10 protein-coding genes are annotated in these 13,569 nt (G+C 73.7%); 6 read left to right on the forward strand and 4 right to left on the reverse strand.

Translation table 11 applies throughout. The features are described from left to right. Positions 1–118: 118 nt before the first annotated feature. Both ACFYO9_RS23690 and ACFYO9_RS23695 read left to right on the forward strand, forming a co-directional pair. A complete protein-coding gene (locus tag ACFYO9_RS23690) occupies positions 119–1,201 on the forward strand; it encodes an NDP-sugar synthase (RefSeq protein WP_358776156.1) in 1,083 nt (360 codons plus the stop codon). A gap of 53 nt (positions 1,202–1,254) precedes the next feature. Then, positions 1,255–2,268 carry a DNA-3-methyladenine glycosylase 2 family protein gene (locus ACFYO9_RS23695; RefSeq protein ID WP_358776154.1) on the forward strand — a complete coding sequence of 338 codons (1,014 nt, stop codon included), beginning with the start codon at positions 1,255–1,257 and terminating at the stop codon, positions 2,266–2,268. A 644-nt stretch (positions 2,269–2,912) separates the two neighbouring features. Here the strand turns inward: ACFYO9_RS23695 and ACFYO9_RS23700 are convergent. From ACFYO9_RS23700 to ACFYO9_RS23710, 3 genes are read right to left on the reverse strand one after another with little or no spacing between them, the layout of a single operon-like run. After that, the gene (locus tag ACFYO9_RS23700) at positions 2,913–4,220 is read right to left on the reverse strand and encodes a coenzyme F420-0:L-glutamate ligase (RefSeq protein WP_358776152.1); all 1,308 of its coding nucleotides are present in this window, start codon (positions 4,218–4,220) and stop codon (positions 2,913–2,915) included. Beyond that, a complete protein-coding gene (gene cofD / locus ACFYO9_RS23705; RefSeq protein WP_358776150.1) occupies positions 4,217–5,173 on the reverse strand; it encodes a 2-phospho-L-lactate transferase in 957 nt (318 codons plus the stop codon). Before cofD ends, ACFYO9_RS23700 begins: the two co-directional genes overlap by 4 nt. 34 nt (positions 5,174–5,207) lie before the next feature. Next, positions 5,208–5,762, reverse strand: coding sequence for a cysteine dioxygenase family protein (locus ACFYO9_RS23710; protein ID WP_358776148.1), 555 nt, complete (start codon positions 5,760–5,762; stop codon positions 5,208–5,210). Between the two features lie 672 nt (positions 5,763–6,434). On the opposite strand from ACFYO9_RS23710, the gene ACFYO9_RS23715 reads away from it, so the two are divergent. The 3 genes from ACFYO9_RS23715 to ACFYO9_RS23725 all read left to right on the forward strand — a co-directional run bounded on the left by ACFYO9_RS23715 (position 6,435) and on the right by ACFYO9_RS23725 (position 12,251). Then, positions 6,435–6,698, forward strand: coding sequence for a WhiB family transcriptional regulator (locus tag ACFYO9_RS23715; RefSeq protein ID WP_016642094.1), 264 nt, complete (start codon positions 6,435–6,437; stop codon positions 6,696–6,698). A gap of 301 nt (positions 6,699–6,999) precedes the next feature. Continuing rightward, a complete protein-coding gene (locus tag ACFYO9_RS23720) occupies positions 7,000–10,764 on the forward strand; it encodes a glycosyltransferase (protein WP_358776146.1) in 3,765 nt (1,254 codons plus the stop codon). Next, positions 10,761–12,251, forward strand: a complete 1,491-nt coding sequence (locus ACFYO9_RS23725) for a DUF5719 family protein (RefSeq protein WP_358776144.1) — start codon at positions 10,761–10,763, stop codon at positions 12,249–12,251. Before ACFYO9_RS23720 ends, ACFYO9_RS23725 begins: the two co-directional genes overlap by 4 nt. Positions 12,252–12,367: 116 nt before the next feature. Here the strand turns inward: ACFYO9_RS23725 and ACFYO9_RS23730 are convergent, their stop codons facing one another. Continuing rightward, positions 12,368–12,820, reverse strand: coding sequence for a metallopeptidase family protein (locus ACFYO9_RS23730; protein WP_355820239.1), 453 nt, complete (start codon positions 12,818–12,820; stop codon positions 12,368–12,370). A gap of 310 nt (positions 12,821–13,130) precedes the next feature. On the opposite strand from ACFYO9_RS23730, the gene ACFYO9_RS23735 reads away from it, so the two are divergent. Next, on the forward strand, positions 13,131–13,508 hold the full coding sequence (locus ACFYO9_RS23735; RefSeq protein ID WP_355820241.1) for a DUF3499 domain-containing protein: 378 nt from the start codon (positions 13,131–13,133) through the stop codon (positions 13,506–13,508). Positions 13,509–13,569: the final 61 nt, after the last annotated feature.

The raw sequence follows: 13,569 nt of genomic DNA on the forward strand, positions 1-13,569 counted from the left end.
CTGAGCTCCGACGCACCGTCCGAACTGCGCGATCTGCACGATCTGCACATCCGTCTGCATACACTGGCCGGCCGAAACGCGAAGTTCGGCCGGCCCCAGCAGGAAGCAGAGACGACAGGTGACAGAAGCGATCCTCCTGGTCGGCGGCAAGGGAACCCGGCTTCGGCCGCTCACGGTGCACACGCCCAAACCGATGGTCCCGGCGGCCGGCGTCCCGTTCCTCACCCACCAGCTGGCGCGGGCCCGCGCCGCGGGCGTCGAGCACATCGTCCTCGCCACCTCCTACCTCGCCGAGGTCTTCGAGCCGTACTTCGGCGACGGCTCGGCGCTCGGCCTGCACATCGAGTACGTCACGGAGACCGAGCCGCTCGGCACCGGCGGCGCGATCCGCAACGTGGCGTCCCGGCTGCGCTCGGGCCCCGACCAACCGGTCCTGATCTTCAACGGCGACATCCTCACCGGCCTGGACATCCGCGCCCTGGTCGCCACCCACGAGGAGTCCGGCGCCGACGTCTCGCTGCACCTCACCAAGGTCGACGACCCGCGCGCCTACGGCTTGGTCCCCACCGATCCGACCGGCCGGGTCACGGCCTTCCTGGAGAAGCCGCAGACCCCCGAGGAGATCGTCACCGACCAGATCAACGCGGGCGCGTACGTCTTCCGCCGCTCGGTCATCGACACGATCCCCGCGGGCCGCCCGGTCTCCGTCGAACGCGAGACGTTCCCCGGCCTCCTCGCCGCCGGGGCCCACCTCCAGGGCATGGTCGACTCCACGTACTGGCTGGACCTGGGCACCCCGCAGGCGTTCGTACGGGGCTCCGCCGACCTGGTCCTCGGCCGCGCGCCCTCCCCGGCGGTGCCCGGCCGCCGCGGCGAGAGCCTGACCCTGCCCACCGCCCTCGTGGCCCCCGACGCGAAGCTCACCGGCGGCACGGTCGTCGGCGAGGACGCGCGGATCGGCGAGGGCGCCCGCGTCTGCGGCAGCACGATCCTCGCCGGCGCGGTCGTCGAACCCGGCGCGGTCATCACGGACTCCCTGATCGGCGCGGGAGCGCGGATCGGCGCCCGCGCGGCGCTCACCGGCGCGGTGATCGGCGACGGGGCGGTCGTCGGCGCCGACAACGAACTGCGCGAGGGCGTACGGGTCTGGTGCGGGGCGACGCTGCCGGCGGGCGCGGTCCGCTTCTCCTCGGACCGGTAGGGGCCCTCCCGTAGGTGCCCCGCGGGGGCGGGCCGTCGCCTACCCTCATAAAGATGTCGTCCCGTTTCGCCCCGCGCCCCACCCGCACCACCGTGCGCGGTGGCGAGACGGTCGTACCGAAGGACGCCCTCCCGCACCAGAACACGGCGCCGCACCCGGCCGCCGCCCGGACCCGCGCCTGGAAGCCGCCGTTCCCCGTCGACCTCGGCCTGACCCTCGGCGCGCTGCGCCGCGGACCGGCCGACCCGGCGTTCCGCAGGACCCCCGACGGCTCCGTCTGGCGCGCGAGCCGAACGCCGGAGGGGCCCGGCACGCTGCGGGTCACCGTCCGCTCCGGGACGGTCGAGGCGGAGGCGTGGGGGCCGGGCGCGGAGTGGTTCCTGGACCGGCTCCCCGATCTGCTGGGCGCGTCGGACGACCCGGGCGCCTTCGCCCCCCACCACCGGCTGCTCGCGGTGACGGAACGCCGACGGCCCGGCCTGCGGCTGACCCGTACGGGTCTGGTCATGGAGGCCCTGATCCCCTCGATCCTGGAACAGAAGATCACCACGGACGAGGCGTACCGCGCGTGGCGCCTGCTGCTCCGCGCGTACGGCGAGCCGGCCCCGGGGCCAGGCCCCGACCTGTACGTGATGCCGGCGCCCCGCACCTGGGCGCTGATCCCCTCCTGGGAGTGGCACCGGGCGGGCGTGGACAACAAGCGGGCGTCCACGATTTTGCGCGCGGTGGCGCGGGCGGCACGTCTTGAGGAGGCGGCGGCGATGGATCCGCCGGAGGCGCAGGCCCGCCTGGAACTGATCCCGGGCATCGGCCCCTGGACCTCGGCGGAGACGGTGCAGCGGAGCAATGGGGCGGCGGACGCGGTGACGGTGGGGGACGTGCACCTGCCCGGCATCGTGGGGTACGCGCTCGCGGACGACCGCGAGGCGGACGACGCGGAGATGCTGCGCCTGCTGACCCCCTACGCGGGCCAACGCCACCGGGCGACCCGCCTCATCTGCCTGAGCGGCCACACGCCCCCGCGCCGCGAGCCACGGATGCGGCGCACGAACATCGCGGCGTGGTGAGGGGGCGGGGGCCGCGTAACGGGTGCGTTTGCGCAGTTCCCCGCGCCCCTGAGGGGTGGCTTTGGTCGGTTGTTTTGGTGCGGGCCGGGGGTCGTTTTTTGCGCAGTTCCCCGCGCCCCTGGGGGGTGGTTCCGGCGGGTGTTTCTCTGCGGGCGCGCGCTGGCTGGTGGCGCAGTTCCCCGCGCCCCTGAGGGCGGTCCTGTCCGCGGCCGGGTGCGGGTGGCGGGCGATTTGACGCGCCGGGTGCAGACCAGGGGTGCCAAAGAGCGACCACGACCGGCAGCAGACAACGGACCGGAGGCCAGACGTTCAGGGGCGCGGGGAACTGCGCAAAAGAACGACCACGACCCGCAGCGGGCGACAGACCGGAGGGGGCACCTCAGGGGCGCGGGGAACTGCGCAAAAAGCGACCCCCGGCCCGCAGCAGACAACGAACCAGGGGGGGGCACGTCAGGGGCGCGGGGAACTGCGCAAAAAGCGACCACGGCCCGCAGTCGACAACGGACCGGAGGCCAGACGTTCAGGGGCGCGGGGAACTGCGCAAAAGAACGACCACGGCCCGCAGCAGACGACGGACCGCGGGGACACCTCAGGGGCGCGGGGAACTGCGCAAAAAGACCGTCCCAGCCCCCCGCAGGGGACCCTCAACGAACCACCACAACGTCCCCCCAACCCCGCCCAGCCCGAGCCGCAGGCTCCCCCGTCGGGTGGCCGACCGCAACCGCCCCCATGGGGTCCCACCCCCCCGGCAGCCCAAGAACCTCCCGCACCACACCCCGACAGAACATCGTCGACGAAACCCACGCGGAGCCCAACCGCTCCCCGGCCAACGCGACCAGGAAATTCTGCACGCCCGCCCCCGCAGCGACCACGAACATCTCCCGCTCCGCCCCGTCCCGCCGCGCGTCCCCGTACGTGTGGGAGCCGTCCATCACCAGGCACGGCACCACCAGATACGGCGCCCTGCGCAGCACATCCCCGCGCCGCACCCGCCTGGCGATGGCCTCCTCGGACCTGCCGTCCCGCCGCAGATCCGCGATCCACGCGTCCCGCATGGCGTCGAGCAGCTCCACCCGCGTCTCGGCGGACTCCAGGAGCACGAACCGCCACGGCGTCGTGTGGTGCGGCGCCGGCGCGGTGACCGCCGCCGCGACCGCCCGCCGCACGGCGCCCCCGTCGACCTCCTCGTCCGTGAACTCACGGACCGTACGCCGCAGCGTCACCGCCTCCCGCACCGCCTCGGACGTGCCGAGCCGGAACATGTCCTCGCGCGCACCGCGCACCAGCGGACGGGCCCCCTCGTCCGGCTCGTCACGAGCGGCCACCGCGTGCGGCAGCCCGCGGATCACCGCGACGGGCAGTCCCGCGGCCTTGCCCTTCACGAGGTCGCCCGCCGCGGCGAGTTCGTCCGCGGTCGCGACGACGGTCGCGCTCAGCGGATTGCCGTACGCGTCACTCCCGCCCCGCAGGTCGTCGAGGACCCGCACCCCGGCCGCCCCGATGGCGACGTCGGTGAGCCCGGCCCGCCAGGGCCGCCCGAACGTGTCGGTCACGATGACGCCGACGTCCACGCCGAGCGCGTCCCGCAGCCCCTCCCGCACCGCCCGCGCCGACGCGTCGGGGTCCGACGGCAGCAACAGCACGGTGCCGGCGGGCGTGTTGGACGCGTCGACGCCGGCCGCCGCCATCACGAGGCCCTGCCGGTTCTCGACGATGCGCAGCGTGCCGCGGCGCGCCACCACCCGTACGGTCTCCTCGTCGATGGCCGCCTCACGGTCGGCCGCCTCGACGATCCGCCCCTCCGCCTTGCTGGCGATCTTGGAGGTGACGAGGACCACGTCGCCGTCGGCGAGCCCCGGCTCGGCGGCCGCGATCAGCTTGGCGAGGTCGTCGCCCTCCCGTACCTCCGGGAGTCCCGGCACGGCCCACACGCGGTAGGACGGCGAGGTCACGCGCGTACCTCCGCGGCGAGGGCGAGGGCCTGACGGGCCATCTCGGCGGTGGTGTCGACGTCGGTCATCATCAGCGGCACCGCCCGGCACCGGATCCCGGCGCTCTCCACCCGCTCCACGACACCCGCGTCGACCGTGTCGACGAGCCAGCCGTCGAGCAGCCCGCTGCCGTAGTGCTCGGCGACGGCCGCCGCGCTGGTCTCCACGCCCACGGCGGCGAGCACCTTGTCGGCCATGCCCCGCACGGGGGAGTCGCCGACGATGGGGGAGAGGCCGACGACCGGCACGCCCGCGTCCGCGATGGCCTCGCGGATGCCCGGCACCGCGAGGATCGTGCCGACGCTCACCACCGGGTTGGACGGCGGGAAGAGGACGATGTCGGCCTCGGCGATGGCTTCGAGGACGCCGGGCGCGGGCTTGGCCTGCTCGGCGCCGACCGGCACCACGGCGTGCGCGTCGACGGAGGCGCGCAGCCGCACCCAGTACTCCTGGAAGTGCACGGCCTTCTGCTCGCCGTCGACGGTGACCGCGACATGCGTCTCGACGCGGTCGTCGGACATCGGGATGAGCCGCACTCCGGGCTGCCACCGCTCGCACAGGGCCTGCGTGACGGCGCTGAGGGGGTAGCCCGCGCCCAGCATCTGCGTCCGCACGATGTGCGTGGCGAAGTCCCGGTCGCCGAGCCCGAACCACTCGGGCCCGACGCCGTACGCCGCGAGCTCTTCCTTGACCTTGAACGTCTCGTCCGTACGCCCCCAGCCCTGTTCCTCGTTGATGCCGCCGCCCAGCGTGTACATCACGGTGTCGAGGTCGGGACAGACCTTCAGCCCGAACAGGTGAATGTCGTCACCGGTGTTGCCGATGACCGTGATGTCCGCGTCGGGCGCGGCCTTCTTGAGCCCGCGGAGGAAACGGGCGCCGCCGATGCCGCCGGCCAGAACCACAATGCGCATGGCCCCCAGCATGTCAGGCGGGTACGACAGTGCGTCAGGCGGTCACGACATCCTCGGTGGTGTCGGGGGCAAGCGCGGCGGCGCACCGGGCGGCGTGCATCGGCATCTCGGTCAGGCCGGGGTAGTAGACGTGCAGGCTGACGGCGGGTTCGAGGGAGTCGTTGACGACCTCGTGGACGTACCCGGGCGCGAAGACGCGCTGCGCGCCCGCGCCGAGCGCCCGTGAGCCCCGCTCGGTGTGCTCGGTCAACTCGCCCCGCAGCACGGTGAGGATGCCGGACGAGCGCCCGTGGTCGTGCGGTCCGCTGCCCTGTCCGGGCACCCAGGAGAGCAGCCACACCTCGTAGCCGATAGGGGCCTCCCCTGCTCGAGCGGAGCCGAGAGCTTGGGGAACTGTGCGCAGCCGGTGGTACCAGCGGCTGGTGGCGTCGTATTCGACGAGGTGTTCCCACTGGGAGCGGTCGGCGGCGATGGCGCGGGCGAGGCCGGCGAACCCGGCCACGGTGGCGGGGTGCTCGCGGACGGGCTGCAGGAGGTGCGGGACCTCGAGGAGGTCGCCGGCGATCTGGAGGTCGCTGTCGCTGTTCATCGTGCGGTGGTTCCTCAACGTATGGGTGCTGGGGTGGCGCGAAGAAGGGTGGAGCGCGCGGAGGGCGGTGCGGCCGGAAACGGTCGCGGAGACCGGGACCGAGGCCGGGGCCGGAAACGCCCGTCACGGGGTGGAGCGGGGAAAACGGCTCAACAGCTGGAGTGGCTCAACAGCTGGAGCAGGAACAGCGACAACGCGCGTGGGCAGCACCGATGGACCCGCTGGTGCGGGTCATCGAAAGAGCCATGTTCGCGAGCATGCCCACCAGAAGACCGGCTCACACCTTCGGTGTCAACTCGATGTCCGGTATGTGGAACATGGTTCACCTCATCCGGTTGTTCTGTCAGGCGAAAGGTTTGTGCACCCGACTCCGGGGACACATGGCGCAGCAACCGGCTCTCAAACATCGACGTCCTCCCTAGTGAGACCTCACGGGGTCCGCCGAGTGGGAACGTTCGACGGAGCGTCGGACGGGCCGTCGACCGGTGTCATGGTTTATGCCGATTTGAACACTTTCCGCATACCCTTGGTTCCGCAGAGTGAATAAGGGGCCCAATAGCAGATCTCGGCTTGACTGGCCCGGATCGGCGCACTTGTAATTTCACTCGTGTCGTTCAGCCGAAATCGGTAGCGGCAGCACCACGGGGACGCACAGACAGACGAGGGGCGCACATGACCGAGCTGGTTCAGGAACTGCTGGTCGAGGACGCGGACGAGGAACTCGGCTGGCAGGAGCGCGCACTGTGCGCCCAGACCGACCCCGAGTCCTTCTTCCCCGAGAAGGGCGGCTCCACGCGCGAGGCCAAGAAGGTCTGCCTCGCCTGCGAGGTCCGTTCGGAATGCCTCGAATACGCACTCGCCAATGACGAGAGATTCGGTATCTGGGGCGGCCTGTCGGAGCGCGAACGGCGCCGGCTGAAGAAGGCCGCGGTCTGAGGCCGAGCGCTCCCGCCCGCGTACGAGAAGGCGGTACGCGCAGGCAGGACGGCGGTACGCGCAGGCAGGACGAAGGAAGCACGTGAAGGAACCCGACCCCGACGGGGCGTGCCGCCCGATCAATTCGGCACACACCTCCCTCAACCAATGCGCAACGAACGGCCCGTCACCCGTGGGTTATCCACAGGCGGCGGGCCGTCCTCATGCCAGCCGTTAGTGTGGGGCCCCGTCCGAGACGCCCCGGCGCCCCCGCAGGGCGCAGGCGTCCACCGCAGTCCATCGAACCGGGGCCCGTACCTCGATGTCCGTGCACAGCCATTCGGCAGCCCGTCACCACGACGCTGCCGCACCCGAGTTCCCGCGGCACGTCGTGACCGCCGTGCTCGTCTCCCACGACGGCGCCCGCTGGCTGCCCGACGCCCTGGCCGGGCTCCTCGGCCAGGAGCGCCCCGTGCAGAACGCGGTGGCCGCGGACACCGGCAGCGCGGACGACTCCGCCCGCCTGGTCACCGAGGCCCTCGGCGCCGACCGCGTGCTGCACCTCGCCCGCCGCTCCGGCTTCGGCACCGCCGTCGACGAGGCCGTCCGCACCGCCGAGGTGCTCACCCCCGAAGAGCTGCCGTACCTCAAACGCCCCAGCGGCTGGGACCCGGTGAGCCGCAGCTGGCGCGACGACGCGTACGACCTGCCCGAGCTGCCGCACGGCGAGCCCGTGCAATGGCTCTGGCTGCTGCACGACGACTGCGCGCCCGACCCCGACGCCCTCACCGAACTGCTGCGCGTCGTGGAGAACGAACACGAGCTCGGCAAGGACGTCGCCGTCGTCGGCCCCAAGCTCCGCGGCTGGTACGACCGCAGGCAGCTCCTGGAGGTCGGCGTCACCATCGCCAACAGCGGCCGCCGCTGGACCGGCCTCGACCGGCGCGAGCAGGACCAGGGCCAGCACGACCACGTCCGCCCGGTGCTCTCCGTCTCCACCGCCGGCATGCTCATCCGCCGCGACGTCTACGAAGAGCTCGGCGGATTCGACCGCCGGCTGCCGCTGATGCGCGACGACGTCGACCTGTGCTGGCGTGCGCACACCGCGGGCCACCGCGTCCTCGTCGCCCCCGAAGCCGTCGTGCGGCACGCCGAGGCCTCCTCGCGCGAGCGCCGCACCGTCGACTGCGTCGGCCGCACGGCGACCTCCCCGCACCGCGTGGACAAGGCGGGCGCCACCTACACCCTGCTCGTCAACGCCCGCTCGGCCGTGCTGGCGTGGGTCCTCTTCCGAATCGTCGTCGGCACCCTGCTGCGCACCGTCGCCTACCTCGTCGGCAAGGCGCCCGGACAGGCCGTCGACGAGATCGCGGGACTCCTCACCACGCTGTTGCGGCCAGGACGCGTCCTTGCCGCCCGCAAGACCCGCGGCAGGTCCGCCCTTGACGCGGGCGAGCTGCGCCAGCTCTTCCCGCCGCCCGGCGCCACCGTGCGCGCCACCGTCGAACAGGCCGCGGGCGGCCTCATGGGCCGCGCCGACGCCGAAGCCCCCGCCGGCGCGGGGCGGCACGGGGTCGTCGAATCCGGACCCGGCGGCGACGACGCCGACTTCCTGCAGATCGAACAGTTCGCCCGCCTCAAGCGCGTCGCCCGTAAACCGGGACCGATGCTCTTCGTGGTGCTCCTGTTCGCCTCGCTCATCGCCTGCCGCCAACTGCTGGGCACCGGAGCCCTCGCGGGCGGCGCGCTGCTGCCCGCACCCGCCGACTCCGCGGAGCTGTGGGCGCGCTACCTGGACGGCTGGCACCCCGTCGGCACCGGCGGCACCCAGGGCGCGCCGCCCTACGTCGCGCTCGTCGCGGGGCTGTGCACCCTCTTCCTCGGCTCCACCGGGCTCGCGGTCACCGTGCTGCTCGTCGGCTCCGTGCCGCTGGCCGGCTTCGCCGCGTACTTCGCCTCACGGCCGCTGGTCACCTCGCGCCTGCTGCGCGCGTGGGCGTCGATCGCGTACGCCTTCCTGCCCGCCGCCACCGGCGCGCTCGCGGGCGGCCGCATCGGCACCGCCGTCCTCGCCGTCCTGCTGCCGCTCATCGCGCGCGCGGGCATTGCGGCGAGCGGCCTGGCCACCGCGCGGGGCACCCGCGGCACTTGGCGCGCCACGTGGGCGTACGCCCTGCTGCTGACCCTCGCCACGGCCTTCACGCCGATCGTCTGGCCGATCGCCCTGGTGCTCGGCCTCGCCCTCCTCGTGCTGCGCCGCGGCGACATCACCGCCTACGGCCTGCGTTTCCTCGCCGCGCTCGGCACCCCGCTGCTCCTCCTCGCGCCGTGGTCCCTGACGCTGCTGCCCTTCGGCTTCTTCCGGGAGGCGGGCCTGGAGTTCGGCGCCGACTCGGCCGGCGCCCTCGACCTGCTCGGCGCGAGCCCCGGCGGCCCCGGCACCGTGCACGGACTGCTGCTCGTCGGCATCGTCCTCGCCGCCCTCGGCGCCCTGCTGCGCACCGAGCGCCGCCGCGCGGTCCACACCGCCTGGGCGGCCGCCCTGGTGTCGCTCGTCTTCGCCGTCCTGTCGAACGGCTCGACGTGGGCGGGGCCGGCCACCCTCGCCTACGGCATCGCGCTCCTGGCCGCCGCAGCGCTCGGCGCGGACGGTGCCCGCGCGCGGGTCGCCGAGCAGAGCTTCGGCTGGCGTCAGCCGGTGGCCGCGCTCATCGCCTTCGCCGCGGCCGCGGGGCCGCTGTGCATCGCCGCCGGATGGATGATCGGCGGCGCCGACGGCCCCCTGGAGCGGCGGGACCCGGTGCAGGTGCCCGCGTTCGTCGCCGAGGAGAGCGGCACCGAGGACCAGGCCCGCACGCTCGTCCTCGACAGCGACACGGCGGCGAACGTCGCCTACACGCTCGTACGGGGCTCCGGCGGCCGGCTCGGCGACGCCGAACTCGCCGCTGCGGCCGCCGACGACGACCGGCTCGACAGGATCGTCGCCCACCTCGTCGCGGGATCCGGCGCCGACCAGGCCGACCAGCTCGGCGGCTTCGCGGTGCGCTACGTCCTCGTACGGGACGGGGCGCCCCGCCAGATGGGCCGCACCCTGGACGCGACCCCCGGCCTGACCCGGCTCAGCCAGGAGGACGGGAGCGCCCTGTGGCGGGTGGACCGGCAGGTCTCGCGCGCCGCCGTCGTGCCGAAGACCGGCGACCCGGAGCCCGTCGCGGCAGGACCCGTCGAGCTGCACACGAAGATCGACTCCGGTGACGCGGGCCGTGTCCTGCGGCTCGCCGACTCGGCCGACCCGGGCTGGACGGCGACCCTCGACGGCCGCCCGCTGCCCCGCACCACTGTGGACGGCTGGGCACAGGGCTTCGAACTGCCCGCCGCGGGCGGCCACCTGGACGTCACGTTCGACACCCCGCTGACGCACACGGCCTGGCTGTGGGCGCAGGGCGCGCTCGGCGTCGTCCTCGTGGTGCTCGCCCTGCCGGGGCGCCGCCGCGACGTCGACGACGACCTCCCCGAGGAGCCCGTCGTGCCGGCCCAGGCGGTCGAGGGCGAGGGCCGCAGGGCGCGCAGGCTGCGCGCGCAGAGCGAGCAGGCCGCCCAGGAGGCGGGCCAGGACGTACCGCCTCCTCCTTCGGAGGAGGCACTGGCCGCGGTGCCGCAGCAGGCGGCGTCCCACGAGGCGTGGCAGGCCCCCGCCCACGCGGGCGCCGAACAGGCCGCGTACGGCGCCGGGCAGGGCTACCAGGACGGCTCCTACCAGGGCGCCCACCCGGACGGGACGTACGAGCAGCAGGGATACCAGCAGGACGCCCAGCAGGACGGCCAGTACGACCCGTACGCGTCCTACGGCGGGGCCGGCGGCGTCTACGGCAACGAGCAGTACGGCGGCGGGCAGTACGGGAACGAGACGTACGGCAACGAGGCGTACGGCGGTGACCGGTACAGCGGTGACCAGTACGGCGGCGACCAGCAGTACGGGCAGCCGTACGACCCCTCGTACGACGAGCAGCAGCCCCCGATGCCGCCGCTGCCCCCGCGACCGCCGCACGGCACCGACAGTGAGCGCCCCGACGGGAGCCAGCAGTGAACCGCACCACCCAGTCCCTGATCGCCGTGGCCGTCGCGCTCGGCGCGGTCACTGGATTCGCCGCGTTCGGCGGCCGGGACGGCACCGGCGGCGACGGCGCGAAGAGCGCGGCGCACCAGCCCGTCGAACGCACCAGCCTGCTCTGCCCGGTGCCCAGCGGCTCCGACCTCGCCGAGACCTCGTACACCGCGTACACCCCGAAGGGGAGCGGCGGCGCGGCCAAGGGCACCGCGGAACTGGTGCCCGTGACCAAGGCGTTGACGGACGCGCCCAAGGACGACGGCAAGAAGACCAAGCCGTTCCTCACCCAGAAGGCGCCGGGCGAGCCGGTCGCGGGCGAGGAGTCCGGCGCGGAGGCGCCCGCCCTGATCGGCACGGCCGACGGCGCGCTGGCCCCCGGCTGGACCGTGCAGCAGACCACCACGTACGCCGCGGGCAGCGGCCGCGGCATGCAGGGCGCCAACTGCACCGCGCCGGACACCGACTTCTGGTTCCCGGGCGCGAGCACCGCCAAGGGCCGCAGCGACTACATCCACCTGACGAACCCGGACGACTCCGCCGCCGTCGTCGACGTGGAGCTCTTCGGCCCCGACGGCGAGGTCACCTCCCAGGTGGGCGACTCGATCCAGGTGCAGCCGCACTCCAGCGTCCCGGTGCTGCTCTCCACGCTCGCGGACAAGCAGTACCCGAACCTGACGATGCACGTGACCGCGCGCAGCGGCCGGGTCGCGGCCGCCGTGCAGTCCTCCGACGACAAGCTGGGCGGCGACTGGCTGCCCGCCTCCGCCGACCCCGCCGACAGCCTGGTGCTGCCCGGCATCCCCAAGGACGCCACCTCGGTGCGCCTGGTGGCCTACGCCCCCGGCGCCGAGGACGCCGACCTCAAGGTCCAGCTGGCCTCGCCGACCGGCACGATCACCCCGGCCGGGCACGAGAGCCTCCAGGTCAAGTCCGGCATGACGGCCGCCGTCGACCTCGACGACGTCACCAAGGGCGAGGCCGGCTCGCTGCTCCTGACGCCGACCGACAAGGCGGTGCCCGTGGTGGCGGCGCTGCGGGTCACCCGGGGCAAGGACAGCAAGCAGGAGACGGCGTTCATCCCGGCGACGGAGGCGGTCGGCACCCGCGCGACGGTCGCCGACAACCGCGCCAAGGGCTCGGTCCTCTCGCTCGTCGCGCCGGGCAAGTCGGCGCGGGTGAAGGTCACGGCGTCGGCCGGTACGGAGGGCGGCACGCCGGCCTCGAAGACGTACACGGTCAAGGGTGGCACGACCCTGGAGATCGACCACCCGCCGGTGCCGAGCGGCCTCAAGGGCGCCTACGCCCTCACCGTCGAGCCGGTCTCCGGAGGCGCGGTCCACGCGTCGCGGATGCTGTCGCGGACCGATGAGGGCATCCCGATGTTCACCGTCCAGACGCTGCCGGACGACCGGGGGACGGTCGCGGTGCCGACGGCCGAGCGGGACCTGTCGGTTCTGCAGAAGTAGGACCGCGCGGCGGAGTAGTAGGGCCGTGCGGGGGAGAAGTAGGGCCGCGCGGAGGCTTCCCGGGGGCGCGGAGGCTTCCCGGGGGCGGGGTGCGCAGGCGCCGGCGTACGGGCGGGCTACTCCTCGTCCCCGTAGCGCGGGTCGACCGACTCCGGGGAGAGGCCGAGCAGCTCGGCGACCTGCTCGACGACCACCTCGTGCACCAGCGCCGCGCGCTCCTCGCGCCCCTTGGTGCGGATCTCCACCGGGCGCCGGTAGATGACGACGCGGGCGGGCCGCCCCTCGGCCGCCGTGATCGTGCCGCCCAGCGGCACCACCTCGTCCTGCCACTCCGCGTCGGGGCGCGCCGGTGGCGGCACCTCGAGGACCAGGAACTCGATCTCCGTGAGCTGGGGCCAGCGCCGCTCCAGGCGCTCCACGGAGTCCTGCACGAGGTCGGTGAAGGCCTCGCCGCGGCTCGCGGAGAGCGGGACCTGCGGCGGTGCCACGGGGCCGCGCATGCCCCGGCCGTGGCGGTCGCGGCGGCGGGGCCTCGGGTCGGCGGGAGGTGGCTGTACGGGGTCGTCCATCACTGACGCAGCGTAGTCCCCGAGATCGCCCTTTCCGCGCGGTGCGCGACATGTCGCTTCCTGACCGTTCCGGCCAAGCTTGGACTCGATTCCGTATCTCTCCGGGACCGTCGGGCCCGCGCCAAATGACGTGATCCGCGCCATGTGGTGACCGGTTTCAACACCGTGAGCCCTTGGGACCACTGGTGTCCACGCAGGTCAGCGAGGTCCGTGCGGCACACCACGGCACGCGCGTGAGGACACGACACGGTGGGGTGACCTCAGGGAGAGTCGTCGCGGCCCGCTCAAGAGTGCGGTACCGTCCAACGTCGTGAGCCCTGTACGTCGCTGTTCGCGCACCGCTTGCGGCCGTCCCGCCGTCGCGACGCTGACGTACGTCTACGCCGACTCGACCGCGGTCCTCGGCCCCCTCGCCACCTACGCCGAACCCCACTGCTACGACCTGTGCGCCGAGCACTCCGAGCGGCTCACCGCGCCCCGCGGCTGGGACGTCGTCCGGCTCGCCGACGCGTCGGGTCCCGCCCGCCCCTCCGGCGACGACCTCGAAGCGCTCGCCAACGCGGTGCGCGAGGCGGCCCGCCCGCAGGAGCGTACGGCCGAGGCCGGCGGCGGCGGTGCGCGTGCGGCGGACCCGATGGAGGTCGCGCGCCGCGGCCATCTGCGGGTGCTGCGCTCGCCGGACTCCTGACGCGCCGCTCCGGAGCACCCCGCCCGGGCCCTCACTAGATCTCACCGGATCTTCTCCGTCC

Source organism: Streptomyces sp. NPDC005863, from assembly GCF_042871345.1.
Taxonomy (GTDB): Bacteria; Actinomycetota; Actinomycetes; order Streptomycetales; family Streptomycetaceae; genus Streptomyces.